Here is a 24,154-nt window from a genome sequence, read left to right as displayed (position 1 = left end):
AAGATCCATTCCCGCTCTTTCGGGTAATAGCACCAACACTCTCCGTGATGCGAGGCTGGATCGCGAGATCGGTGACCGCGAGATCAGTGCACACCCGGAGGGGAAATCCGTATGTCGGTAGGCGAAGAGGTCCGTCCGCAGCAGGACAAGCCGCAGCAGAGTCTCGGCACGGCCGCTGCCCGGAACCTGGCCACCACCACGAAGTCCACACCCCAGATGCAGGAGATCAGCTCGCGCTGGCTGCTGCGCACCCTTCCCTGGGTGAACGTGCAGGGTGGCACGTACCGGGTGAACAGGCGGCTCACCTACGCGGTCGGCGACGGTCGCGTCACCTTCGTGAAGACCGGCGACCGGGTCGCCGTCATCCCCGCGGAGCTGGGCGAGCTGCCGGCCCTGCGGACCTACGAGGACATCGACGTGCTGGGCGAGCTGGCCCAGCGGTGCGAACAGCGGGAGTTCGCGCCCGGTGACGTCCTGGCCGAATTCGGCAGTCAGGCGGAGGAGGTGTTCCTCCTCGCCCACGGCAAGGTCGAGAAGATCGGCACGGGCCCCTACGGCGACGACGCGGTCCTCGGCGTGCTGGCCGACGGCGCCTACTTCGGCGAGCAGGCCCTGATCGACCCCGAGGCGATCTGGGAGTACACGGCCCGCGCGGTCACCGCGTGCACGGTGCTCGTCCTGCCGCGGCGTGCCGTCGAGCAGCTCGCCGAGCGGGCCGAGACCCTGAGCGAGCACCTCCAGGAGCTGCGCGCGATCCCGTCGCAGCGCACCAACAAGTACGGCGAGAAGGAGATCGACCTCGCCGCCGGCCACAGCGGTGAGCCGGACATCCCGCACACCTTCGTCGACTACGAGGCCGCGCCGCGCGAGTACGAACTCAGCGTGGCCCAGACCGTCCTGCGCATCCACACGCGCGTGGCCGACCTCTACAACCAGCCGATGAACCAGACCGAGCAGCAGATCCGGCTGACGGTCGAGGCGTTGAAGGAGCGCCAGGAGCACGAGCTGGTCAACAACCGCGAGTTCGGCCTCCTGCACAACTGCGAGTACGACCAGCGGCTCCAGCCGCACGACGGTGTGCCCGGCCCGGACGACCTGGACGAACTGCTCAGCCGCCGCCGGGGCACCAAGCTCCTGCTCGCCCACCCCCGCGCGATCTCCGCGTTCGGGCGCGAACTGAACAAGCGCGGGCTGGTCCCGGAGACCGTCGACATCGCCGGGAACCGCATCCCCACCTGGCGCGGTGTGCCGATCTACCCGTGCAACAAGATCCCGGTGACCGAGGCCCGGACCACGTCGATCATCGCGATGCGTACCGGCGAGGACGACCAGGGCGTCATCGGTCTGCGGGCCGCGAGCATCCCTGACGAGATCGAGCCCAGCCTGTCGGTGCGGTTCATGGGCATCAACGAACAGGCGATCATCAAGTACCTCGTGACGGCCTACTACTCGGCCGCGGTCCTGGTCCCCGACGCGCTCGGCGTTCTGGAGAACGTCGAGATCGGCCGCTGGCGGTGACCCTGGCCGACCGGATGCCGTGCACCCGCCCGTCGGGTCGGGTGCGCTCCGGGAGTATGCGCCCCTCGGGGGCGGTACCGCCCCCGTGCGTCGGTCCTCCGGGGCGACCCCATGGGTGAGTTCATGACGGAGCCGAAACGGGGTGCCGCCGGGATTCCGGACGGCGGGCCCGCGGGCGGCAAGGGTCCGGAACGGCGCGAACTCCTCGGGAGCGCCCCGGACCTGGCGGACGCGGAGTCGAGGCTCCTGGACCGGCGGGGGGACGGGCGCCCGGCGGAGGATGCGGAGCCGGCCGCCGGGGCGCATGCGATCGGCGTCCTGACCGTGGCGGGACTGCTGAGGCCCGCGGGAGACCGGCGCCGGAGGCGGAGGGGAGTTCTGGAGCAGGAGGGGGGCGGGGAGCCCGCGAGCACTGCGCCTTCCGGCGGGGACCGGGACGCGGAGGGCCGGGCGGACGGGGGCAGTTCGTCCGGAGGACAGGAGGCGGCCGGGATCCTGGAGCAGGCCCGGGTGTCCGTCGCCCCCGAACTGCGCCGTGCCGTGGGGTCCTTGCCCCCTTCGATGCGCAGGGTCGCGCGCTACCACTTCGGCTGGGAGGACGCGGACGGCACCCCGGCCGCCGGGAACGCGGGCAAGGCGATACGCCCGGCCCTGGTCCTGGCCGCCGTGGAGGCGCTCGGGGGGCACGAGTCGGCCGCCGTGCGGGCCGCCGCCGCGGTGGAACTGGTGCACAACTTCACCCTGCTGCACGACGACGTGATGGACCGGGACACCACGCGTCGGCACCGGGCCACCGCGTGGACCGTGTTCGGCGTCCCCGACGCGATCCTCGCCGGGGACGCGATGCAGGCACTCGCCCAGCGACTGCTCGCCGAGGACCCGCATCCCGCGTCGGCCGCGGCCGCCGTGCGGCTCGCGTCCTGTGTCGTCGAACTCTGCGCGGGCCAGTCCACGGACACCGAGATGGAGGGGCGCCCGCCGCAGGAGGTCACCCTCGACGAGGTGCTCTCCATGGCCGAGGCGAAGACCGGCGCGCTGCTCGGCTGCGCCTGCGCGATCGGAGCGCTGTACGCGGGCGCCGCCGAGGAGGACGTCGAGGCTCTCGACGCGTTCGGGCGGGAGGCCGGGCTGGCCTTCCAGCTCATCGACGACGTGATCGGCATCTGGGGGGACCCGAGCCGTACCGGCAAGCCGGCCGGGGCGGATCTCATGGTCCGCAAGAAGTCCCTCCCGGTGGTCGCCGCACTCGCCTCCGGCACTCCGGAGGCCACCGAACTCGCCGAGCTGTACGCACTGCCGTACGCGGAAGGAGACCTGGAGCGCACGGCGCTCGTGGTGGAGCGGGCCGGCGGCCGTGAATGGGCACAGACCGAGGCCGCCGACCGGATGGCCCGGGCCGTCCGGGAGCTGTCCCGGGCTGTCCCGGACCCGGAGTCGGCCGGTGGGCTCCTCGCACTGGCCGAGTTCGTGACGCGGCGCAGCAGCTGAGGCGGGGGCCAGGGACCGGCCGGAGGCCGGGTGATGCTCCGGAGGTGTCGGCGCCGCGTCGACCTGACCCGGCGTGGTGACGGCGCCTTCGGACGACCGGCGGGTCCCGCACATCCCCACGGTGTGCGGGGCCCGCCGGTTCTTCGTGCCGCCGCCGCTCAGTGGTCGGGGACGATCGTCTCCACGAGGCGTTCCATCAGGCCCTCGGGGGCGGTGACGCCGGGGAGGGCGTCGTCGAGGACCTCCGGCAGGGTGAGGTGTTCGAGGAGAAGGCCCTGCATGGCCAGGTAGAGGACCATGACCGTCTCGTCGCCGCCGGGCAGACCGGCCTCGCGGTGGAAGCGCATCCCGAACTCCAGCTCTGCGCGCACCGACTCGGAGTACGAGGCGTGCAGGGCCGGGCGGCGGGTGGCTTCGAGGCGCAGTTCGAGGTGGGCGAGGTAGCCGGTGCGGTCCCCGGTGACGCGGGCCAGCAGGTCGCGCATGAAGGCGGTGACCAGGTTCCGGTCCTTCGGTGACGCGAGCAGACCCTCGACCACGGCCGGGTCGGGCGCCAGACGTTCCTTCAGCCGGGCGTCGATCTGATGGAGAAGGGCGTCGCGGTCGGCGAAGTAGTTCGACGCGGTGCCCACCGGCACCCGGGCCTCGGCGTCCACCGCCCGGAACGTCAGCCCGCGTGCCCCCTCCCGCGCCAGCACCTCCACCCCCGCGTCCAGCAGAGCGCCCCTGCGCTCCGGGTTCCTGACCATCCGGGCTCCCTCGTTCCGATCGGTTGCAACCACTACGACTGAAGTACTATAACTGAAGTGGTTAAGCGGTCACGCGATGACCCACCTGTCGGACGAGGGAAGAGAGACCGTTTTGCGCAAGCTCACCTACGCCGTCGCCTGTTCGATCGACGGGTTCATCGGGGACCCGGACGGTGACGCGTCCTACATGTACCGCTTCGTGGTGGGCGACTTCGCCGAGTACCTCACCACCGAGCACCCGGACATCAACCCGAGCCATGTGCGCCGGCTCGTCGGCACGGACGGCCTGCCGAACAAGAAGTACGACACGATCGTCCAGGGCCGCGCCAGCTACCAGGTGGCACTGAAGGAGGGCATCACCAGCCCGTTCTCCCATCTGCGCGAGTACGTGGCCTCGCGCACGCTGAAGGAGTCGCCCGACCCGCACGTCGAGATCATCTCGGAGGACCTGGTCGGCAAGGTCCGTGAACTCAAGGCGGAGGACGGCGAACTCGGCATCTACCTCTGCGGCGGCGCGGCCGTCGCGGGAGCGCTGATCGACGAGATCGACGAGCTGATCATCAAGACGTACCCGGTGGTGCAGGGCAGCGGCATGCCGATGTTCGGCTCCGGCTTCGCCGTCTCGGACTTCACGCTCGACGAGGTGCGCGGCTTCGACAACGGGGTGGTCGTGCGCACGTACAGCAGGAAGCGCTGACGGAGGGGCGCCGCGCGGCCGCCCCGCCTCCCGCGCGTGGCCGGGCGCCGGTAGTCCGTGCACGCGGGGAGCGGGCCGACGCCGTCGGCCATACCCTGAGGACATGGGCATCGACGAGCAAGTCTGCCCGGTCTGCGGACAGCCTGTGGCCACGGTCGTACGGCGGCACAAGACGCTGGGCGCGTGGGTACCCGTATGGAGTCCGGGTCCGTGCAGGAATCACGAGTGTGCGGCGTACGTCGACGCGGCCGTCGAGGCCGAGGAGGCCGCCGCCGAGAAGCCCCGGGCGGTGGCCCGGCGCACGAGCGGGTATCACGGCGCGCACGGGAATCATGACGTGGACGACCGTCACGACGCGCGGGCGGGCGAGGAGGGCGGGACCTCCGGGGTGCGCACCCCGGAGAAGACCTGACGGGTCCGGTCGTCACCCCATGCCGGGCTGCTCCGGCGTCTTGCCTGCGGGCCGTCCTGCGGGTGGCCTCGACCCGGGCGGACAAGGAGCCGACGCATGAAGTATCTGATGATGGTCCTCGGCACGCAGGCGGACTACGAGGGCATGCGCGGCAAGGCGTCCGCCGGCTCCCCGGCCTGGACGGGGGAGCAGCTGCGGGCCATGTACGACCACATGGGAGCGATCAACGAGGACCTCGCCCGGACCGGGGAGATGATCGACGGGCAGGGGCTGGCGGAACCGGCGCGGACCCGTTTCGTGACGGCCGGCGCCGACGGCGAGCCGGTGATCACGGACGACCCGTACCCGCACTCCGAGGTGCAGCTCGCCGGTTACTGGCTGCTGGACTGCGCGAGCCTGGACCGGGCCACCGAGATCGCGGCCCGGGTCGCCCGGTGCCCCGGCCCGGAGGGGCTCACGGAGTATCCGGTGGTCGTCCGGCCGGTGCTGGACGGCGCGGGGGACATCTGAGGCGTACGCTTCCCGCTCCCTGGCCGCCTACGGCTCACCGCGACGGCGTCACCGTGCCGCCGGCGGCAGTCCGCCCGTCTCCGGGGACCGGCCGGTCAGGCAGTACGTGCCGCCCGCCGGGTCGCGCATCACCGTCCAGTGCGGGTGTTCGGCCACGACGGTGGCGCCGAGCGTCTCGTGGTGGGCCCGGGTGGTGCCGATGTCGGCGCAGGCGAGGTCGAGGTGGGCGGACGCGGGCCGGGGAGCGTCGAGACGCTGGAGGAGGATGCGGACGGGCAGGCCGGCCGGTGGCCGCACGACATGGAACTCCGGACGGGAGCCCGGGTGGGAGTCCCACCCCGACAGGGCCGTCCAGAAGGCGGCCTCCCCTGCGAACGCGTCCGGCGACACGTCCAGGCACACCTGGTCCAGGCGGCTCCCGTCGACCACCGGAGGCCGCACCGACTCCCCGTGCCACGGCACCGCGCAGAAGAGGTGTCCGGCGGGGGAGCGCAGCACCGCCCAGCCGTCGTTCGGGGCGACCACCTCGGCGCCGAGCCGGACCGCCCGGTCGACCAGCGCGGGGACGTCCTCCACGGCCAGGTCCAGGTGGGCGCCGCCGTCGCCGGAGGCGACACCCTGCGCCTTGACGCACGCGTCGCCGGTCCCGGGCAGCAGGGTCACGAACTCACCCCGGTCGCCCCGGGGCTCGGACGGCCCGGTCGCCGTGACCGCAGTCCAGAAGGCACACGCCCGCGCGAACCCGGCCGCCGGCCGGTCCACGAAGGCATAGGTCCACCGGATCGCCCCCGGTGCCGCCCCGGCCCCGTCTCCGCCCGAGCCGCCGTCGCCGTTCCCGCCCGCTCCGCCCACAGCCCCGCTCCCTCTCGTACGGTCCGGCCCCCATGGCTGAACGAGTCGTACGGTCTCCCGCGCCGCGCCGTCGCGCAACGAGGTTTCCGCCGTTCCGCCGCCCGGCGCCGCCCTGCGGCGGCCGCCGCAGGGTCTGCCGCCTACCCTCGGCGCTGCATGAAGCGCAGCATGTTCCCGGCCGGGTCGCGGAAGGCGCAGTCGCGGACGCCGTAGGGCTGGTCCATGGGTTCCTGGAGGACGTCGGCGCCGGAGGCCTCGACGCGGGCGTAGAGGGCGTCGCAGTCGGTGGTGGTGAAGTTGACGCCGCGCAGGACGCCCTTGGCCAGCAGCGTGGCGATGGTCTCGCGGTCGGCGGGGGAGATGTCGGGGTCGGCGGCCGGGGGTTCCAGGACGATCTCGACGTCCGGCTGGAGCGGGGAACCCACGGTGACCCAGCGCATGCCCTCGAAGCCCACGTCACCGCGGACCTCCATGCCCAGCACGTCCCGGTAGAAGGCGACCGCCTTGTCGTGGTCGTCGACGGCGAGGAAGCACTGGGCGAGCCTCACCTCCGGGGCCGGGAGTGCGTGCGCGGCGGGCGTGACGTTCGGATCTTTCGTAGCCATGCCCTCACGCTAGGACGCTTCACCCGGCTCCGCCGTGCGTACGCGGTGCCGGGCCGGGCGGGTCAGGCGTCTCGCCACACACGCGGGGATCGCCGCGCTCTCCTCGTGCGAGCGCGCCCGGTAGGCGCTCGGTGTCTCGCCGACCAGCTCGGTGAAGCGCGAACTGAAGGAGCCGAGCGACGAACACCCCACGGCGACGCACACCTCGGTCACCGTCAGGTCGCCGCGCCGCAGCAACGCCTTGGCGCGCTCGATGCGGCGGGTCATGAGATAGCCGTAGGGGGTCTCGCCGAAGGCCGCGCGGAAGCTGCGCTGGAAGTGCCCGGGGGACATCAGCGCGGTCCGGGCGAGCGCGGTCATGTCCAGCGGCTCGGCGTACTCACGGTCCATGCGGTCCCGCGCCCGCCGCAGCCGCACCAGATCGTCCCGGTTCATGACGACAGCATCGCACCGACCACCGACAACGGGGGAGGTGCGGCCGGTGCCGCCGTCACCCCTTCACGGCCGAGTTGGCCACCCCCTGGACGAACCATCGCTGGAAGAAGGCGAAGACGATCAGGACCGGGAGGACGAGGAGGACACCGAAGGCGAGGATCTGACCCCAGTCCGGGGGCTGCTGGCCCTGGAAGACGCTCATCTCCAGGGGCAGCGGGCGCACCGACGGGTCGGAGACCATCAGCACGGGCCACAGGAACGAGCCCCACTGGGTGAGGAAGGTCAGGATCGCGACCGACGCGAACGCCGGCTTCGACATCGGGACGATGATCGCGAAGAAGGTGCGCCAGGGGCCCGCGCCGTCCAGCCGGGCCGCCTCCTCGATGCTCGGCGGGATCGAGCGGAAGAACGTGTGGAACTGGTAGACCGAGAAGGCGTTCGCGACGAACGGGAGCGCCTGGATGAAGAGTGTGTTCCGCTGGTCGTTGAACAGGTAGAACAGCGGTACGGCCACCGACTCGAACGGCACCAGCATCAGCAGCAGGACGAGGGTGAAGACGGCCTCCCGGCCCCGCCAGCGCAGCCGCGAGAGCCCGTACGCCGCCATCGAGTTGACGAAGAGGCCGCCGGTAACCACCACGAACGCCAGCAGCAGAGAGACGCCCATGAACTGCCAGAAGTAACCGGTGCTGTCGGAGTTCAGGCTGTCCAGGACGGCGGCGTAGTTGTCGAAGGACAGATGCGTGGGGAGGAAGCCGGACAGGCCGTCCAGGACCTCGTCGGACGGCTTGAGGCTGCCGAGGAGGAGGTAGAGCACCGGCAGCGTGAAGACGAAGGCCAGCACGGAGAGGACGGTGTAGTCGAGGAACCGGCGCAGCCGGGTGCGGGACGGACCGGCACCCGTGCGCGTGCTCGTCCGCGGACGCATGCGCGTACTCATGGTCGTGCTCATGCTCAGTCCTCGTTGTCGGGCCGGACGACACGGCGCTGGATCAGGGTCAGGGTGACGACGATCAGGAAGAAGACGACGGTGATCGCGGACGCCTGGCCGACGTTGTTCTGGTCGAAGGCCGTGGTGACGGCCTGGTACATCACCGTGCGCGCGGCGTCCTCGTCGAGGCCGCCTCCCTTGACCAGCACGTACACCTGGTCGAAGACCCGGAACGACAGCACCGAGGTGAGCATCGCGACGAAGACGAGGGTGCCGCGGATGCCGGGCAGGGTGATGTGCCGGAACTGCTGCCAGGTGGAGGCCCGGTCGAGCCGGGCGGCCTCGTAGCGCTCGTCCGGGATCTGCTGGAGGCCGGCGAGCAGGATGACCATCTGGAAGCCCACGCCCTGCCAGACGGAGAGCACGATGATCGAGGCCATCGCCGTCAGTCCGTCGCCGAGCCAGTCGAACGCGCCCCAGTTGCCGAGACTGACCGCGTCCAGCACCGAGTTGAGCATGCCCTGGTCGCTGCGGGCGAGGATCAGCCGCCAGATCACGGCCACGAGTGCCATCGGGAAGACGACCGGCATGAAGAACAGCGACCTGAACAGGCCGATCGCCTTCAGCTTGCGGTTCAGCAGGATCGCCAGGCCCAGGGCGAGGCCCGTCTGGAGGGGGACGACGACCACGGCGAACGTCAGGTTGTTGAGCAGTGCCCGCAGGAACGGGCCGGACAGGTCGGGGTCGGTGAACAGCCGCCGGTACTGCTCGACGCCGAAGAAGGTGGGTTCCAGCGGGGAGCCGAGGCGCACGTTGTAGAAGGAGAGCACCACGGCGTAGCAGAAGGGGATGCCGACGAAGGCGATGAGTCCGGCGACGGCGGGGGCGGACATGAGCAGTCCGTGCAGCCGTTCGCGGTTCCGGCGGGGCGGCCGCCGGGCCGGTTCGCCGACGGGCGCGGCCTGCTTCCGGCCTGGGCCCGCCGCGGGCACGGGTTCCACGGTTTTCACGGGAGGGTCCTCTTCCCGGCGGGGCGGGCGGCCACGAGGTGTGTGCCCGCCCCGGCCGATGGGTTCGGCTGAACCCGATGGGTCCTGGGGGTCTGACGGGGTGCGTGGGGCCGATCGGGCGCGGCGCTCCCGCGCCCGATCGGCCACGAACGCGCCTACGGGATCGCGTAACCGGCGTTGTCCGAGAAGTCACGGTCGATGGCGCGGGCGGCCTTCGACAGGGCGGCCTTCGGGTCGGCGCCCCCGTAGATCGAGTTGACGGCCTCGCTGAACTTCGCGGTCACCACCGGGTATCCGGCGGTCACCGGACGGGTGACGGCGACACAGGACTTGCTGATGTCGATGTCGCCGCAGGGCTTGGCGAGCTGGTCGGAGAAGAGCTGGAGCGGGCCGCCCTGCTTGTACAGCTCACTGGACGCGAGCGCGGACTTGGTGGCGGGCGGGGCCCCGTTGGCCTTCGTCATCGCGCCGACGTTGGTGTCGTCGAGGAGGAAGTCCAGGAAGGCACCGGCGGCCTTGGCGTTCTTGGAGTTCGCGCCGACGCCCCAGGCCCACGAGCCCTGGCCGGTCTTCGGGCCGTCGCCGAAGTCGGGCAGCGGCAGCACGACCAGGTCGTCGCCGAGCGCCTCGCTGTAGGCGGGGTACATCCAGTGCCCGACCCAGCTGAGGGCGACCCGGCCCTTGGCGAAGGCGTTGCCGTCGGTGTTGGGGTCGACTGTGCCCTTCCAGGACTGGAAGGTCTTCATGGCCGAGACCACGGCCGGGCTGTCGAGGGCACCCTGCGCCTTGCCGTCCTTGAGCAGGGAGCCGCCGGCCGACCAGACGACGGGGGCGAAACCGTAGGTGCCCCACTCGGTGGCGTACCCGTTGCCCTCCTGCAGATCCAGGACCTTGCCGTCGGAGTCCTTCGCCTTCAGCGCCTTCAGCGCCGCGTCGAACTCGTCCGCCGTCCAGGCGTCGTCCACACCCTTCGGGTACGTCACCCCGGCCGCGTCCAGCAGCTTCTTGCTGCCGTACATGCCGAGGCCGGAGTCGAACATGCCCAGGCCGTAGTGCTTGCCGTCGATCTCGCCCTGCGCCTTGCTCGCGTCGGTGGCGTTGTCGAGGGTCCCGGCGGAGACATAGTCGTCGATCGGGGCGAGTTTCCTGGTGTAGACGAAGTTGGCCATCGTGGGGCCGTCGAACTCCAGGACGTCCGGGAGCTTGTCGGCGTCCGTCGCGGTGATCGTCTTGGTGTAGTCGGTCTCAGGTATCAGCTTCAGCTCGACCTTGACCTTGTCCTGCGAGGAGTTGAACGACTTCACCGCGTTCTGCAGGGCCTCCGACTCGCTCTTCTGTCCCTGGTGGGCCCAGACGCTGATCGTTCCCTCACCGCTGCCGGCCTCGGCGGACGTGTCGCCGCCACCGCCCCCGCCGCAGGCGGCCAGGGCCGCCAGGGGGAGGGCCAGGGCCAGGCCCGCACGGGCGGTGCGACTGAACCTCTTGGCTGTCGAGCTGGGGGTCGGGGTCATGGTGTGTGCCTCCGTGCGGGATGAGGGTGCGAGGAGCGGGTGGCTCGGTGCGTGCGGGGGGCTGGGCTCTCGGGTGGCCGGGCGCCGGCGTGCCCGGACCGGGAGGTGGGGGCGTGGGCGCCGGCGCCCTGGGACGGGGAGGTGAGGGCGCGGGTGTCGGCGCGCTCGGACGGGGAGGTCACTGCGGCCCGCGCGGGCGCGGCGGCGCCGTCGTCTCGCGCAGGACCAGCCGGATGGGCATCTGCACATGGCCGGGCTGCTCGGTCTCCGGTTCGTCCAGCTGCCGCAGCAGCAGCCGGGCCGCCTCCGCGCCCTGGCCGGCGACGGGCTGGGCGACGGTGGTCAGGCCGACCACGTCGGCGAGTTCGTGGTCGTCGAAACCGACCACGGACACGTCCTCCGGCACCCGCAGCCGATGCCGCCTGAGCGCGCGCAGCGCGCCCATCGCCATCTCGTCGGACTGGGCGAACACGGCGGTCGGCGGCCGGGACGCCGCCAGCAGCTCGGTCATCGCCCGCTCACCGCCGTCGACGGTGTAGTCGCCGTCCGCGACCAGCGCGGGATCGTGCTCGATCCCGGCCTCGGCGAGGACGTGCAGATAGGCGGCGCGACGGTCGAGAGGCGTGGTCCAGTGCAGTGGACCGCTGTCCCCGGAGATCATGCCGATCCGCCGGTGGCCGAGGTTCGCCAGATGCCGTACGGCGCTCTCCGCGCCCGCCCGGTCGTCGATGCCGACCACGGTGAAGCCGGGCCTGGGGCCCCCGACCGTCGAGGTCAGCGGCACCCCGAGCGAGCGCAGGGCCGCCGACTCGTCCTCGTCCGGGATGAGCAGCGAGAGCACCGCGTCGACCCGCTTGCGCACCGGCAGCTTGGTGAAGAAGCGCTTGCGCGCCTCGGGCGAGCCCAGGTTGTAGAGCAGCACGTCGTAGCCGGCCGCGCTGAACACCTGCTCGGCGGCGTCCAGCACGGTGCCGAAGAACCAGCGGCCGATGTACGGGGCGACGACCCCGATCGTGTAGGTCCGCCCGCTGGCCAGACTGGAGGCCGAACGGGACGCCGTGTAGCCGAGCTGCGTGGCGACGGCCGTGATCTGCCGGCGCACCTCGTCCGAGACGCCCGGCCGGCCGCGCAGCGCACGGGACACGGTGGACGCCGAGACACCGGCGGCGGTGGCGACATCGGTGATGCTGACCGTCACGGCGGTTCTCTCCCATCGGTAGGGCGTGGGTCGGCGTCTCGTACCGCGCCGGTTTCACGTCGGTGTGGCTGTGGGGTGACGAGACCGTAAACCCGCCTTCGCTGTTGCGCAAGCGTTTGCGTTCAGTTTTACTTGCACTGATTCTCAAGCGATACCTTCCGGAACCATGGTCAGCGCACACGTTTGGGCGCTGTGAGCGACAGGACTGCTGCGCATGCGATACGCCCCGCCCGGCCTCTGCGTGAACGACTTCGCCCTGCTCCGCGACGACGACGGCACCTACGCGGTGCTGCACCTCCAGGGCCCCTGGACCGCCGACTTCGACCATCTGCGGATGGAGACCTCCTACGGCCGGGCCACCTCGGCCGACCTGGTCGGCTGGCGGCCCGAGGGCACCGCGTTCGGCAACGGTCTGCCCGGCCGCTTCGACCAGCGGGCGGTCTGGACGATGCACCCCTTCCGCCACGGCGCCGGCATGGCGATGCTCTACACGGGCGTGAGCGGACTGACGCCGGAGGGCTGGCCGCTGCAGTCCGTGGGCCTCGCGTACTCCGACCGCACGGACGGCACGGGCTGGCGGCGCCACGGCACGACACCCGTCGTCGAGGCGGACCCCCGCTGGTACCGCACCGCCGACCGCATGGGCTGGCGGGACCCGTTCGTCGTACGCGACGACGAGGGCGACGGCTGGGCGATGGTGATCTGCGCCAGTGACGCCTCCCTTCCCGTGGAGGTCAGCGGCTGCGTCGCCCTCGCCACCTCCAGCGACCTGGAGCACTGGACGGTCCACCCGCCGCTGATCTCCCCCGGCGACGTCGACGAACTCGAATGCCCGGTCCTGGAACGCCTCGACGACGGCAGCTGGCTGCTCCTCGGCTCCATCGGCGCGACCCGGGGCTTCGAGGCGTGGACGGCCCCGCGCCTGCGCGGCCCGTGGACCCGCCGGGGCGCTCTCGGACCGACGGGGGCGTACGCCCCGCGCGTCATCGCCGCCCCCGACGGCTCCCGGGTCGTGCTGCACACCACCCCCCGCCGCGTCGGCCTGTCCGACACCGGCGACCCCTGCCGAGGCATGCTCGCCCAGCCCAAGTCCCTGGTGACGGAAGAGGGTTCGGCCCCCCGGCTGATGTGGTGGCCGGGCCTGGACGACTGGCTCGGCGAGGAGACGCACGCCCCCGCCCCGCATGCCGTCGGCGATGTCGAGGTCGGCGGCCACCCTGTCGAAGTCACCCTGCGCACCGGCTCCTTCGGCCCCGGCCGCGCCGGGAGTCCCGCCCTCACCGTCGGCTGCGACGGCAAGAACCTCTGGATCACCGGCGCCGCCGGCACCCCCCTCGCCGAGACCGTCCTCCCCGAACCGGCCGCCACCCTGCGCATCCTGACCGTCGGCGAGTACGTCGAGGTCTACGCCGACGGCGTGTTCGTCCTGACCACGCTCTCCTACACGGGCGGACCGGCCCCCTGGACGGCGGTCACCGGGGACCGCTCCCGGACCGTCCCCGTCCGCCCCCTGCGCCTCCCGGCCCCCGACCGCGACGACGCCTCGGCGGTCTGGCCGGGCCCCGACGCGAGCTGACCGGCAGTTCGGGCCCCCGCACCGCCGAAGCCCGACGGCCCCCTCGTACGCGTGCCGTCGGCCCTTCGGGTGAGCGGTCGGCGCCACCCTCTCCCCACGCGGGTGCCGCTACGGGGGAGTTGCGGGCGTGAGCGCGCGCAGGCGCGAGGGGGCGGTGCCGCCCCGGAGGGCGAGGAGGTCCCGCGGACTCACCGCGGCCCGCACCGACATCGCGCACGCCACCGCCCGTCCCGGGGGCCCCGGTGGAGCCGCCCCGCCCGGCAGGCGCGGGGAGCCCGTCGCGGTCCGGTCCTCGGCCCCGGAACACGACCGCACCCGGCCCGTGACACCGCCGTGCGGGACGGCGGCATACGGACCGGGTGCGGTCGAGAGAGGCCGGGTCAGGCCTTCTTGGTCTCCCAGAAGATCTTGTCGATCTGGGCGATGTAGTCCAGCGCCTTCTGGCCCGTCGCCGGGTCGGTGGACGCCTTCGCGGCCGAGAGGGCCTTCAGGGCGTCGTTGACCAGCTGGTGCAGCTCCGGGTACTTCTCGAAGTGCGGAGGCTTGAAGTAGTCGCTCCACAGCACCGAGACGTGGTGCTTGGCGAGCTCGGCGCGCTGCTCCTTGATGACGGTCGCGCGAGCCTGGAAGTGAGGGTCGTCGTTGGCGGCCATCTTGTCCTGCACGGCCTTCACCGACTCCGCCTCGATGCGGGCCTGGGCCGGGTCGTACACGCCGCAGGGCAGGTCGCAGTGGGCGCTGACCTTGACCTTGGGGGCAAACAGGCGGGAAAGCATGGAGCATTCCTTCCTCGTGATCGTCTTCTCAGGTGGGACATTACTCCCTGCGAGAGTGGTTTTCGCGGGTGCCCCCATGGGCTTAGGGCAAAAGTCCGGGGTGAGACTGGGACTGGTGGAGGAACGGAACGGGGAGGTGCCGGAGATGCCGGAGCTGTCGCAGGAGAGCGAGCGGGGGAGCGCCCTCCTGCCCTTCGGAGTGGCCGAGGTCACAGGACCGTCGATGGTTCCGACCCTGCGCCACGGGGACCAGTTGCTCGTCCACTACGGAGCCCGCCTCCGGGTCGGTGACGTCCTGGTGCTGCGGCACCCCTTCCAGCAGGACCTGCTCGTGGTGAAGCGGGTCGCCGAGCGGCGCGACGGCGGCTGGTGGGTGCTCGGGGACAACGCCTACGCCGGCGGGGACAGCACCGACTACGGGGTCGTGCCCGACGAACTCGTCCTCGGCAAGGTGCGGTTCCGCTACCGGCCCCGGCCGGACGGTCAGCGCTCGCCGTTCGCGTTCGCCCGCTGGGTGCTCTCGGCCGCCCGGCCCGTGTTCGGCGACCGGTCGGCCTCCAGACGTTTGCGGGCCCGGTAGGCCGCCACGTTGGCGCGGGTCGCGCAGCGGTCCGAGCAGTAGCGCCGGGAGCGGTTGGTGGAGGTGTCGAGGTAGGCGTTGCGGCAGGGCGCCGCCTCGCACAGGCCGAGCCGGTCCACGCCGTACTCGGTGAGGTGGAAGGCCAGCCCCATCGCCGCGATCGCCGCGTAGCCCGCCGTCGCATTGGAGGGGTGGTCCGCCAGGTGCATGTGCCACAGCGGGCGGCCGTCGTCGTCCCGGAAGTCGTGGCCGGAGATCTGCGGGTTCACCGGGAACTCCAGCAGCAGCGAGTTCAGCAGGTCCACGGCCAGGGTCTCGTCGCCGCCGTTCGCCGCCTCGAAGACCGAGCGCAGCCGGGCCCGTACGGACCGGAACCGGGTCACGTCGGCGTCCGTCGCCCGCCGGGCGGCCTGCCGGCTGGGCCCGAAGAGATCGCGGACGGCCTCGACCGAGGTGAGCGTGTCCTTGCCCCGGTCCGGCTCCTCGGTGTTGACGAGGCGTACGGCGTAGTCCGAGTAATGGGCCAGTTCCACTTGTAGTCCTTACGAGGGCGCTCTATTGTCGTGGTGCGGGTCAGGTAATGGCTGCTCGTACTTACAGGGTATTACGCAGTAGGCGGAAGACGCGGTACGCGGAGGAAGGGGCCTCATGACCACCACGGCCGGCACCGACTGGCATGCCTGGCAGGAGAGCTGGGACCGGCAGCAGGAGTGGTACCTGCCGGACCGTGAGGAGCGGTTCCGGGTGATGCTGGACATGGTCGAGGCGTTCGCCGGACCCGAGCCCCGCGTCCTGGACCTCGCCTGCGGTACGGGTTCCATCACGTCCAGACTGTTCGCGCGGTTCCCGAAGGCCGTGAGCACCGGCGTGGACCTCGACCCCGCGCTCCTCACCATCGCCGAGGGCACCTTCGAGGGCGACCCGCGGGTCACCTTTGTCACCGCCGACCTCACCGACCCCGACTGGACGGCCCGGCTGCCGTACGACTCGTACGACGCCGTCCTGACGGCCACGGCCCTGCACTGGCTGCACAGCGAATCCCTCGCCGCCCTCTACGGTCAGGTCGCGGAACTCGTCCGCGACGGCGGTGTCTTCATGAACGCGGACCACATGATCGACGAGACGACGCCCCGGATCAACGCGGCGGAGCGCGCGCACCGGCACGCCGGTATGGAACGAGCCAGGGCGGACGGCGCCGTCGACTGGGCCGCATGGTGGCAGCTCGCCGCCCAGGACCCCGTGCTCGCCGCGCCGACGGCCCGCCGCTTCGAGATCTACGGGGAGCACGCCGACGGTGACGTCCAGAGCGTCGACTGGCATGCCCGCACCCTGCGCGAGCAGGGCTTCGCCGAGGCCCGCGCGGTGTGGTGCTCGCCCTCCGACTCGCTGGTGCTGGCGGTGAAGTAGACCGCCGCCCGCACGGACGGGTGCACGAGCAAGGGGCGGCACGGAATCCCGTACCGCCCCTTCGCCGTCGCGCCCCCGGTGCTACAGCACCTTGGACAGGAACGACTGGGTGCGCTCCTCCTGGGGGTTGGTCAGCACGTCACGGGGGTTGCCGGACTCGACCACCACACCGCCGTCCATGAAGACCAGGCTGTCGCCGACCTCGCGGGCGAAGCCCATCTCGTGGGTGACGACGACCATCGTCATACCGGATTCGGCCAGGTCGCGCATGACGTCGAGGACGTCGCCGACCAGCTCCGGGTCGAGCGCCGAGGTCGGCTCGTCGAAGAGCATCAGCTTCGGCTCCATGGCCAGCGCCCGGGCGATGGCCACGCGCTGCTGCTGGCCGCCGGAGAGCTGGGACGGGTAGTTGCCCGCCTTGTCGCCGAGACCGACGCGCTCCAGCAGCTCACGGGCACGCTCGCGGGCCAGGGCCCTGCTGACGCCCTTGACCTGGACCGGCGCCTCCATGACGTTCTCGGTGGCGGTCATGTGCGGGAACAGGTTGAAGCGCTGGAAGACCATGCCGATGTCACGGCGCTTGACCGCGACCTCGCTGTCCTTCAGCTCGTACAGCTTGTCGCCCTTCTGGCGGTAGCCGACCAGCTCGCCGTCGACGTACAGCCGGCCGGCGTTGATCTTCTCCAGGTGGTTGATGCACCTGAGGAACGTCGACTTGCCGGAGCCGGACGGGCCGATGAGGCAGAACACCTCGCCCGTCTGCACCTCCAGATCGATGCCCTTGAGGACCTCGACGGGGCCGAACGACTTGTGGATGCCCTCGGCCTTCACCATGGCGGTCATGCCGAGACTCCCTTCGGACGGCGCGTGGGCAGCACGGCCGCCTTGAGACGCTGCATCGGTGTCGGCGGGAGGGACCGCGAGGAGCCCTTCGCGTAATGCCTCTCCAGGTAGTACTGCCCGACGCTGAAGATGCTGGTGAGGACCAGGTACCAGGCGGCGGCGAGGAACAGCAGCTCCACGATGGCGCCCGAGTTCTGGCCGATGTCCTGGGCCGCCTTGAGCAGATCCACGAACTGCACCGTCGAGACGAGCGACGTGGTCTTCAGCATGTTGATGACCTCGTTGCCCGTGGGCGGCACGATCACACGCATCGCCTGCGGGATGACGATCCGGCGCAGCGTCTTGGCGTGGCTCATGCCGAGCGCGTGCGACGCCTCGGTCTGGCCCTCGTCCACCGAGAGCAGACCGGCGCGGCAGATCTCCGCCATGTACGCCGCCTCGTTGAGACCGAGGCCGAGCAGAGCCGTCAGCAGCGGCGTCATGAACGAGGACCAGTAGTCCTTGTAGATGGGGCCGAGGTTGATGTACTCGAAGACCAGGCCCAGGTTGAACCAGACGAAGAGCTGGACCAGGACCGGGGTACCACGGAAGAACCAGATGTAGAACCACGCGATGGACGAGGTCACCGGGTTCCTGGACAGCCGCATCACGGCGAGCAGGATGCCGCCGACGACGCCGATCACCATGGACACCACGGTGAGCAGGAGGGTGTTCAGAACGCCTTCGATGATGCGCTCGTCGAAGAAGAAGTCGGGGATGACACCCCAGTTGATCTTCTTCGCCTGCGCGAACGCATAGATGATCGAGCCGAGCAGAGCGAGCGCGATGGCCGCGGACACATAGCGCCCCGGGTGCCGGACCGGAACGGCCTTGAGGGCCTCCGGGCCGGCGGGGGGAGTGTCCGAGGGACCGTCCGTCTTGCTGACGTCAACAGTCACGGGTGGAGCCTTTGCCTTTCAGAACCGAGCCGAGAATCAAGAGCCGCCGTTGACCTTGGCTTCGGTGATGGCGCCGTCCTCGACGCCCCACTTCTTGATGATCTTCTCGTACTCGCCGTTGTCGATGATCGCCTGGACGGCGGCCTGCAGCGCGTCGCGCAGCTCGGTGTTGTCCTTGGCGAGGGCGATGCCGTACGGGCCGGCCTCGACCTGGTCGCCGACGATCTCGAAGTACTTGCCGCCGCCGGAGGTCTTCACCGAGTACGCGGCGACCGGGAAGTCGGCGGAGACGACGTCCGCGCCCTTGGAGCGCATCCGGGTCTCGGCCTCGGGGTTGGTGGCGAAGTCCTCGATCTTGAGGGCCTTGCCACCGTCCTTCTTGCACTTGGCCGCCTGGTCCTTGGCGAGGTCGTGCGAGAACGTGTTGCGCTGGACGGCGATCGTCTTGCCGCACAGGTCGTCCCAGGTCTTGATGCCCTGGGCGTCGCCCTTGTTGGTGTACAGAGAGACACCCGCGGTGAAGTAGTCGACGAAGTCGACACCGGCGCCGACCTTCTTGCCGGTGTCGGAGTCGATGCCCTCCTGGCGGTCCTTGGTGTCGGTCATGGCCGACATGGCGATGTCGTACCGCTTGGCCGCCAGACCACCGATGAGGGTGTCGAAGGTGGCGTTCTGGAACTTGAAGTCCACGCCGAGCTGCTTGCCCATCGCCGCGGCGATGTCGATGTCGAGGCCGACGACCTTGCCCGACGCGTCCTTGAACTCCACCGGGGCGTACGCGATGTCCGATCCGACGTTGATCACGCCCTTGTCCCGGACGGAGGCGGGCAGCTTGCCGGCCAGCGGGGCCCCGCTGGTGGAGGCGGTCTCCGAACCGCTGTCCTTGCTCTTGGTCTGGTCACCGCAGCCGGTGAGCAGCAGGGCGCCCGCGACCGCGATCGCTCCGACGGCGGCTGTACGGGAACGCAGGCCGGTCGTACGACAGGTGGTGCTTGCGGTCATGGTGGGTTCCTCCGGCGGGGGTGGTGTGGAGTTGCCGACAGGTCGACGATTAACACGCGTCTTCGAGTGTGGCGACCTCGTGTGATTACGGCATCTTGCCATTCGGTCATGTGCAATCAGATGACCGGCCATGTCAAAATCGGATAACGGGTGACCCCCGTATGACCCACGAACCGCCGCGGACCGCGTGATCACACCGGATCCTGTGCGGGAATTCCTCCTTCCGGCCGCAAGATCTTCGGCGCATCTCAGGATGCGGTCGACCGCGAACCCCGCACACACGGCTGTACGGGACTTGTCGTGGTGTATACCGACTTGCCCGGTTTTCGGTCGATGAGTCGAACAATCCATGATCGTCTTTAAATGACCTTCGGGTTGTGACCTTCGAGGTATCAAGACGTGTGGACTCGTCGTCGGCGCCGTCCGTCCGGTAAGAAGGTTCCTTACACCCCTCATCCGGGGCCCAGGGCGCGTGTGCGGCGCGCCCGTCGCGTCTGAGCCCGCATGCGTCGCCGTACGTATCGGTGACCTGGGACTTACGCGGTGCCCGCCCGCTCCCGAACCGGAAGCGGAACACCCTCAAACCATGAAGACCTAAGGGGTAACACCAGTGGCAGCGGAGATTGTCAATCCTCGCACCGACAGCGGCGACGGCAGTACGGGTCAGGAGGGCGGCGGGGAGCCTCTCAATTCCCTCGACTCCTTCGACCCCGCCTTCGCCCTGCACCGCGGCGGCAAGATGGCCGTGCAGGCCACCGTGCCGATCCGGGACAAGGACGACCTGTCCCTCGCCTACACGCCCGGCGTCGCGCGGGTGTGCACCGCCATCGCCGAGCAGCCCGACCTGGTCAACGACTACACCTGGAAGTCGTCGGTCGTCGCCGTCGTGACGGACGGTACGGCGGTCCTCGGGCTCGGCGACATCGGCCCCGAGGCCTCCCTCCCCGTGATGGAGGGCAAGGCCATCCTGTTCAAGCAGTTCGGCGGCGTCGACGCGGTGCCGATCGCGCTCGCCTGCACGGACGTCGACGAGATCATCGAGACCGTCGTCCGGATGGCGCCCTCCTTCGGCGGCGTGAACCTGGAGGACATCTCCGCGCCCCGCTGCTTCGAGATCGAGAAGCGGCTCCAGGAGGCCCTCGACATCCCCGTCTTCCACGACGACCAGCACGGCACGGCGGTCGTGACGCTGGCGGCGCTGCGCAACGCGGCGAAGCTGACCGGACGCGGACTGGGCGATCTGCGGGCCGTGATCTCGGGTGCGGGCGCGGCCGGTGTGGCCATCGCCAAGATGCTGCTGGAGGCCGGCCTCGGCGACGTCGCGGTCGCCGACCGCAAGGGCATCGTCTCCGCGGACCGCGAGGACCTCACGCCGGTCAAGCGGGAACTGGCCGAACTCACCAACCGGGCCGGACTCTCGGGCTCCCTGGAGGACGCCCTCGCGGGCGCGGACGTCTTCATCGGCGTCTCCGGCGGTACGGTCCCGGAGGAGGCGGTGGCCTCGATGGCGGAGAACGCGTTCGTCTTCGCCATGGCCAACCCCAACCCCGAGGTGCACCCGGACGTCGCCCACAAGTACGCGGCGGTCGTCGCCACCGGGCGCTCCGACTACCCGAACCAGATCAACAACGTCCTCGCCTTCCCGGGGATCTTCGCGGGGGCCCTCCAGGTGCGGGCGTCGCGGATCACCGAGGGGATGAAGATCGCGGCGGCCGAGGCACTGGCGTCGGTCGTCGGGGACGACCTGGCCGCGGACTACGTCATCCCGTCGCCGTTCGACGAGCGAGTCGCTCCTGCCGTGACCGCGGCGGTCGCCGCGGCGGCTCGGGCGGAGGGTGTGGCTCGGCGCTGAGCCCCCTGGGGTGGTGGGGGTGTCTTTTCGCCCCCGCCGCCCTTACCCGTCCCCTCCTCAAGGGGCCGCGCCCCGGCTTTTCAGGCCCTCAGGGCCTGAGCTTCGAGGGGCGCGGGGAAGTGCGCGAGCCGCCCACTCACCCGCACCGGACAACGCATCCCGACGGCCCGGATCCGAACGCGGAGGTCCGGGGGACGGGACGCGTGTCACAGGGCTCCGCGGTTCCATCGCCCCCGGCATACCCCTATGGTCAGGCGCATGTTCGCTGCCTACGCCGCCCGTATCGACCGTGATCGACCGCTCGACGGACTGGAGTTGGGTGACCGCCCGGCCCCGGAACCGAGGCCCGGCTGGACGACTGTGAGGGTGAAGGCCGCCTCGCTGAACCACCACGACCTGTGGTCCCTGCGCGGGGTCGGCCTCGCGGAGGACAAGCTGCCCATGATCCTCGGCTGTGACGCCGCCGGTGTCGACGAGGACGGCAACGAGGTCGTCCTGCACTCGGTGATCGGCCAGACCGGACACGGTGTCGGCCCCCGGGAGCCCCGCTCGATCCTCACCGAGCGCTACCAGGGCACCTTCGCCGAACTCGTCTCCGTCCCCACCTGGAACGTCCTCCCCAAGCCCGCAGAGCTCTCCTTCGAGGAGGCCGCCTGTCTGCCCACCGCCTGGCTGACGGCCTACCGCATGCTCTTCACCAACGCGGGCGTCCGCCCCGGCGACTCGGTCCTCGTGCAGGGCGCCGGCGGTGGTGTCGCCACCGCCGCGATCGTGCTCGGCAAGGCGGCCGGGCTGCGGGTCTTCGCCACCAGCCGGGACGAGGCCAAGCGCAAGCGGGCCCTGGAACTGGGTGCGGTGGAGGCGCTGGAGTCGGGGGCCCGTCTGCCGCAGCGTGTCGACGCGGTCATCGAGACCGTCGGTGCCGCCACCTGGTCCCACTCGGTGAAGTCGCTGCGCCCCGGCGGCAGCCTCGTCATCTCGGGCGCCACCAGTGGCGACCGGCCCTCCCACGCCGAACTGACCCGCATCTTCTTCCTCGAACTCAAGGTCGTCGGTTCCACGATGGGCACCAAGGACGAACTGGAGGACCTCCTCTCCTTCTGCGCCGCTACCGGTGTACGTCCCGTCATCGACGAGGTGCTGCCCCTGGACCGCGCCCGCGAGGGCTTCGAACGCCTGGCGGCGGGCGACCAGTTCGGCAAGATCGTGCTGACCGGTCCTTGACCGGCACTCCTGACGAGTACGACGAGCACTGACGAGCACTGACGAGCACTGACGATCACTGGCGACACGAGGACGGCCGGCCCGGTTTCCCGGGCCGGCCGTCCTCGTGTCAACCAGGGTTGACGTGACAGCCTGTGTCAACGTAGGTTGACATCATGACCGAAGCAACGGATCTCGCCGAGCGCGCGGGCGACCGCGACCCCCGGGTCGGGCTGCGGGCCGTCGCCGCGCTGCGGAGGCTGCTGGAGCAGTTGGAGTCGGTGCAGGTGCGCAGCGCGCGCAATCAGGGCTGGTCGTGGCAGGAGATCGCCGCGGAACTCGGAGTGAGCAGGCAGGCCGTGCACAAGAAGTACGGGAGGCATTGATGTTCGAACGGTTCACGAAAGACGCCCGTGCCGTGGTCCTTGGAGCGGTGGACCACGCCGAACGCACCCGGGCGGGGGAGGTGACCGAGGAGCACCTTCTCCTCTCCCTGCTGGACCGCGAGGCATCCCGTGCCTCCTTCGCCCTCGCCGCGCTGGGACTCGCCGGCGCCGACCGCAGGGAATCGGTCGAGCGGGACCTCGCCGAGGCCCGCCGCCGGGGTGGGCTCTCCCGCGCCGACGTGGACGCCCTCTCCGGCCTCGGTATCGACCTCACCGAGATCGTCTCCCGTGTCGAGGAGGCCCACGGGGTGGGGGCGCTGGAGTCGGACACGAAGGGCACCCGACGCGGCCGGGGGCGCCTCTCCGGTCACCGCCCCTTCACCCGCGAGGCCAAGGGCGTCCTCACCCGCTCCCTCCGCGCCGCCCACGCCCACCGCGACCGGCACATCGGCGACGAACACCTCCTCCTCGCCCTCACCACCCGCCCCGGCGTCCCGGCCGAGGTCCTCGCGGACCACGGGGTGACGTACGAGGCGCTGGAGCGGGTGCTGTACGGGACCGGGGAGGCCAAGGCGGGCTGAGCAGCGCCGGGGGTGGGGCGAGGGCTTCCCCGGCTCACCCCTTGGGCGCCCGCAGCACCGCACCGATGTGGGCCGCCGCTGTCGACAGGTGGCGGCGGGCATCGCTGAGCTGGTCCTCGGTCACGCCGTGGTCGCGGGCCGCGTCGCGGATGTCGTCGCGGAAGCGGTCCAGGAGACGGTCGAGGTCGCGGGCCGGTTCACCCGTGGGCGCCTCGTGCACCCAGGCGGGCTCGTAGCCGGCGGGGAACTCCTCGGGAGTGACGGAGTACTCGGGCTCCCCGGAGCCGGCGCCGCCGGTCGCCCCCGAGCGCCCGAAGCCGAAGTCCTTGCCGAACTCCTTTCCGAAGTCCTTCCCGAACTCGCCGAACTCCTTGGCCAGTTCGGTCAGCCCCTCCCGTACGCCCGTCGGCCAGTCGCCCCGGGTGAAGTGGTCCTGGACGTGGTCCTGGACCCGTTTGGCGATGCGCTGCAGCTCCTCCTGGGCCTGGGTGCGGGCATGCTCCTGCGCCTCCTTGGCCTGGCGGCGGGCCCGCTGGGCCTCCTCACGAGCCCGTCGGCTCTCGTCCTTGGCGCGGCGGGCCTGTTCCTTCCACTCCTGCTTGACGCGGCGCATCTCCTCCTTGGCGGCACGCCAGGACGCGCTGTCGGCGTACTCCCCGGACTCCCCGGGCACCCCCTGCTCCCCGTCACCCGTCCTGCCTCCCTTGCGGGCCTCGGACGCGGCCGCCCGCATCTCGCGGCGCAGGTCGCCCGCCGCGCCCCGTACGTCGGCCCGGATCTCGGCGGCCAGCTCCGCCACCGACTCGCGGATCTCCAGCTCCAGATCGGCCAGCTCGCCGCTGCGGTCGGCCAGTTCGGCGCGCCCCGCGTCGGTGATCGCGTACACCTTGCGGCCGCCCTCGGTGGTGTGGGTGACCAGTCCCTCGGCCTCCAGCTTGGCCAGGCGCGGGTAGACGGTGCCGGCCGAGGGGGCGTACAGGCCCTGGAAGCGTTCCTCCAGCAGCCGGATCACCTCGTAGCCGTGGCGCGGCGCCTCGTCCAGCAGCTTCAGCAGGTACAGCCGCAGGCGTCCGTGGGCGAAGACGGGAGGCATG

Annotated in this window: 26 protein-coding genes; 12 read left to right on the top strand and 14 right to left on the bottom strand. The window is 71.0% G+C overall.

All coding sequences use genetic code 11. From position 1 onward, the window contains the following. Positions 1–111 precede the first annotated feature (111 nt). The gene (locus ACZ6BB_RS10300) at positions 112–1,518 is read left to right on the top strand and encodes a family 2B encapsulin nanocompartment shell protein (protein WP_471614858.1); all 1,407 of its coding nucleotides are present in this window, start codon (positions 112–114) and stop codon (positions 1,516–1,518) included. A 123-nt stretch (positions 1,519–1,641) separates the two neighbouring features. Further along, on the top strand, positions 1,642–3,006 hold the full coding sequence (locus ACZ6BB_RS10295; protein WP_471614857.1) for a family 2 encapsulin nanocompartment cargo protein polyprenyl transferase: 1,365 nt from the start codon (positions 1,642–1,644) through the stop codon (positions 3,004–3,006). Between the two features lie 158 nt (positions 3,007–3,164). Here ACZ6BB_RS10295 and ACZ6BB_RS10290 read toward each other — a convergent pair whose 3' ends face one another. Next, positions 3,165–3,755 (bottom strand): TetR/AcrR family transcriptional regulator, encoded by a 591-nt coding sequence (locus ACZ6BB_RS10290; RefSeq protein ID WP_471614856.1) that lies wholly within the window; start codon positions 3,753–3,755, stop codon positions 3,165–3,167. Between the two features lie 112 nt (positions 3,756–3,867). Between ACZ6BB_RS10290 and ACZ6BB_RS10285 the strand changes: the two genes are divergently transcribed. The 3 genes from ACZ6BB_RS10285 to ACZ6BB_RS10275 all read left to right on the top strand — a co-directional run bounded on the left by ACZ6BB_RS10285 (position 3,868) and on the right by ACZ6BB_RS10275 (position 5,374). Further along, entirely contained in the window at positions 3,868–4,452 is a 585-nt protein-coding gene (locus tag ACZ6BB_RS10285) for a dihydrofolate reductase family protein (RefSeq protein WP_471615303.1), read from the top strand. A 103-nt stretch (positions 4,453–4,555) separates the two neighbouring features. Then, positions 4,556–4,864 (top strand): hypothetical protein, encoded by a 309-nt coding sequence (locus ACZ6BB_RS10280; protein WP_471614855.1) that lies wholly within the window; start codon positions 4,556–4,558, stop codon positions 4,862–4,864. 96 nt (positions 4,865–4,960) lie between these two features. Beyond that, positions 4,961–5,374 carry a YciI family protein gene (locus ACZ6BB_RS10275; RefSeq protein WP_471614854.1) on the top strand — a complete coding sequence of 138 codons (414 nt, stop codon included), beginning with the start codon at positions 4,961–4,963 and terminating at the stop codon, positions 5,372–5,374. 48 nt (positions 5,375–5,422) lie between these two features. Here ACZ6BB_RS10275 and ACZ6BB_RS10270 read toward each other — a convergent pair whose 3' ends face one another. From ACZ6BB_RS10270 to ACZ6BB_RS10240, 7 genes are all read right to left on the bottom strand, one after another. Beyond that, positions 5,423–6,157 (bottom strand): VOC family protein, encoded by a 735-nt coding sequence (locus tag ACZ6BB_RS10270; protein ID WP_471615302.1) that lies wholly within the window; start codon positions 6,155–6,157, stop codon positions 5,423–5,425. 209 nt (positions 6,158–6,366) lie between these two features. Further along, positions 6,367–6,831 carry a VOC family protein gene (locus tag ACZ6BB_RS10265; protein ID WP_471614853.1) on the bottom strand — a complete coding sequence of 155 codons (465 nt, stop codon included), beginning with the start codon at positions 6,829–6,831 and terminating at the stop codon, positions 6,367–6,369. 9 nt (positions 6,832–6,840) lie between these two features. Then, positions 6,841–7,266, bottom strand: coding sequence for a helix-turn-helix transcriptional regulator (locus ACZ6BB_RS10260; protein WP_471614852.1), 426 nt, complete (start codon positions 7,264–7,266; stop codon positions 6,841–6,843). Positions 7,267–7,321: 55 nt separating this feature from the next. Continuing rightward, on the bottom strand, positions 7,322–8,218 hold the full coding sequence (locus ACZ6BB_RS10255) for a carbohydrate ABC transporter permease (RefSeq protein WP_471614851.1): 897 nt from the start codon (positions 8,216–8,218) through the stop codon (positions 7,322–7,324). A gap of 2 nt (positions 8,219–8,220) precedes the next feature. Then, positions 8,221–9,207 carry a carbohydrate ABC transporter permease gene (locus ACZ6BB_RS10250; protein WP_471614850.1) on the bottom strand — a complete coding sequence of 329 codons (987 nt, stop codon included), beginning with the start codon at positions 9,205–9,207 and terminating at the stop codon, positions 8,221–8,223. A gap of 155 nt (positions 9,208–9,362) precedes the next feature. Continuing rightward, positions 9,363–10,718, bottom strand: coding sequence for an ABC transporter substrate-binding protein (locus ACZ6BB_RS10245; protein ID WP_471614849.1), 1,356 nt, complete (start codon positions 10,716–10,718; stop codon positions 9,363–9,365). 178 nt (positions 10,719–10,896) lie between these two features. Next, the gene (locus tag ACZ6BB_RS10240) at positions 10,897–11,916 is read right to left on the bottom strand and encodes a LacI family DNA-binding transcriptional regulator (protein WP_471614848.1); all 1,020 of its coding nucleotides are present in this window, start codon (positions 11,914–11,916) and stop codon (positions 10,897–10,899) included. Positions 11,917–12,130: 214 nt separating this feature from the next. Here ACZ6BB_RS10240 and ACZ6BB_RS10235 point away from each other — a divergent pair, with 214 nt between their 5' ends. Next, positions 12,131–13,492: a glycoside hydrolase family protein gene (locus tag ACZ6BB_RS10235; protein WP_471614847.1), complete on the top strand. Its 1,362-nt coding sequence runs from the start codon at positions 12,131–12,133 to the stop codon at positions 13,490–13,492. Positions 13,493–13,872: 380 nt separating this feature from the next. On the opposite strand, the gene sodN is transcribed toward ACZ6BB_RS10235, so the two are convergent. Then, positions 13,873–14,268: a superoxide dismutase, Ni gene (sodN, locus tag ACZ6BB_RS10230; RefSeq protein ID WP_005480378.1), complete on the bottom strand. Its 396-nt coding sequence runs from the start codon at positions 14,266–14,268 to the stop codon at positions 13,873–13,875. A gap of 145 nt (positions 14,269–14,413) precedes the next feature. Here sodN and sodX point away from each other — a divergent pair, with 145 nt between their 5' ends. Next, positions 14,414–14,848: a nickel-type superoxide dismutase maturation protease gene (sodX, locus tag ACZ6BB_RS10225; protein WP_471615301.1), complete on the top strand. Its 435-nt coding sequence runs from the start codon at positions 14,414–14,416 to the stop codon at positions 14,846–14,848. Here the strand turns inward: sodX and ACZ6BB_RS10220 are convergent. Further along, positions 14,752–15,381: a CGNR zinc finger domain-containing protein gene (locus ACZ6BB_RS10220; protein ID WP_471614846.1), complete on the bottom strand. Its 630-nt coding sequence runs from the start codon at positions 15,379–15,381 to the stop codon at positions 14,752–14,754. The two genes, sodX and ACZ6BB_RS10220, sit on opposite strands and share 97 nt — an antisense overlap. A gap of 115 nt (positions 15,382–15,496) precedes the next feature. Between ACZ6BB_RS10220 and ACZ6BB_RS10215 the strand changes: the two genes are divergently transcribed. Beyond that, the gene (locus ACZ6BB_RS10215) at positions 15,497–16,255 is read left to right on the top strand and encodes a class I SAM-dependent methyltransferase (protein WP_471614845.1); all 759 of its coding nucleotides are present in this window, start codon (positions 15,497–15,499) and stop codon (positions 16,253–16,255) included. Positions 16,256–16,336: 81 nt separating this feature from the next. On the opposite strand, the gene ACZ6BB_RS10210 is transcribed toward ACZ6BB_RS10215, so the two are convergent. The 3 genes from ACZ6BB_RS10210 to ACZ6BB_RS10200 are packed head-to-tail and all read right to left on the bottom strand — an operon-like array spanning position 16,337 to position 19,038. Next, the gene (locus tag ACZ6BB_RS10210) at positions 16,337–17,098 is read right to left on the bottom strand and encodes an amino acid ABC transporter ATP-binding protein (RefSeq protein ID WP_471614844.1); all 762 of its coding nucleotides are present in this window, start codon (positions 17,096–17,098) and stop codon (positions 16,337–16,339) included. Then, the gene (locus tag ACZ6BB_RS10205) at positions 17,095–18,036 is read right to left on the bottom strand and encodes an amino acid ABC transporter permease (RefSeq protein WP_471614843.1); all 942 of its coding nucleotides are present in this window, start codon (positions 18,034–18,036) and stop codon (positions 17,095–17,097) included. Before ACZ6BB_RS10205 ends, ACZ6BB_RS10210 begins: the two co-directional genes overlap by 4 nt. Before the next feature lie 36 nt (positions 18,037–18,072). Continuing rightward, positions 18,073–19,038: an ABC transporter substrate-binding protein gene (locus tag ACZ6BB_RS10200; protein WP_471614842.1), complete on the bottom strand. Its 966-nt coding sequence runs from the start codon at positions 19,036–19,038 to the stop codon at positions 18,073–18,075. Positions 19,039–19,648: 610 nt separating this feature from the next. Here ACZ6BB_RS10200 and ACZ6BB_RS10195 point away from each other — a divergent pair. The 4 genes from ACZ6BB_RS10195 (at position 19,649) to ACZ6BB_RS10180 (ending at position 23,060) form a co-directional block, all read left to right on the top strand. Then, entirely contained in the window at positions 19,649–20,890 is a 1,242-nt protein-coding gene (locus ACZ6BB_RS10195) for an NAD(P)-dependent malic enzyme (RefSeq protein ID WP_013000768.1), read from the top strand. A gap of 258 nt (positions 20,891–21,148) precedes the next feature. Next, positions 21,149–22,114 carry a zinc-binding dehydrogenase gene (locus ACZ6BB_RS10190; protein ID WP_318810377.1) on the top strand — a complete coding sequence of 322 codons (966 nt, stop codon included), beginning with the start codon at positions 21,149–21,151 and terminating at the stop codon, positions 22,112–22,114. Between the two features lie 155 nt (positions 22,115–22,269). Beyond that, a complete protein-coding gene (locus tag ACZ6BB_RS10185; protein WP_007384656.1) occupies positions 22,270–22,479 on the top strand; it encodes a helix-turn-helix domain-containing protein in 210 nt (69 codons plus the stop codon). Next, positions 22,479–23,060: a Clp protease N-terminal domain-containing protein gene (locus ACZ6BB_RS10180; protein ID WP_471614841.1), complete on the top strand. Its 582-nt coding sequence runs from the start codon at positions 22,479–22,481 to the stop codon at positions 23,058–23,060. Before ACZ6BB_RS10185 ends, ACZ6BB_RS10180 begins: the two co-directional genes overlap by 1 nt. 34 nt (positions 23,061–23,094) lie before the next feature. Here ACZ6BB_RS10180 and ACZ6BB_RS10175 read toward each other — a convergent pair whose 3' ends face one another. Further along, positions 23,095–24,153, bottom strand: coding sequence for a PadR family transcriptional regulator (locus ACZ6BB_RS10175; RefSeq protein ID WP_471614840.1), 1,059 nt, complete (start codon positions 24,151–24,153; stop codon positions 23,095–23,097). Position 24,154 lies beyond the last annotated feature (1 nt).

The organism is Streptomyces sp. NPDC041108 (assembly GCF_055592645.1).
The sequence above is the reverse complement of the archived record's forward strand: the minus strand, read 5'-3'. Positions and strand labels throughout refer to the sequence as shown.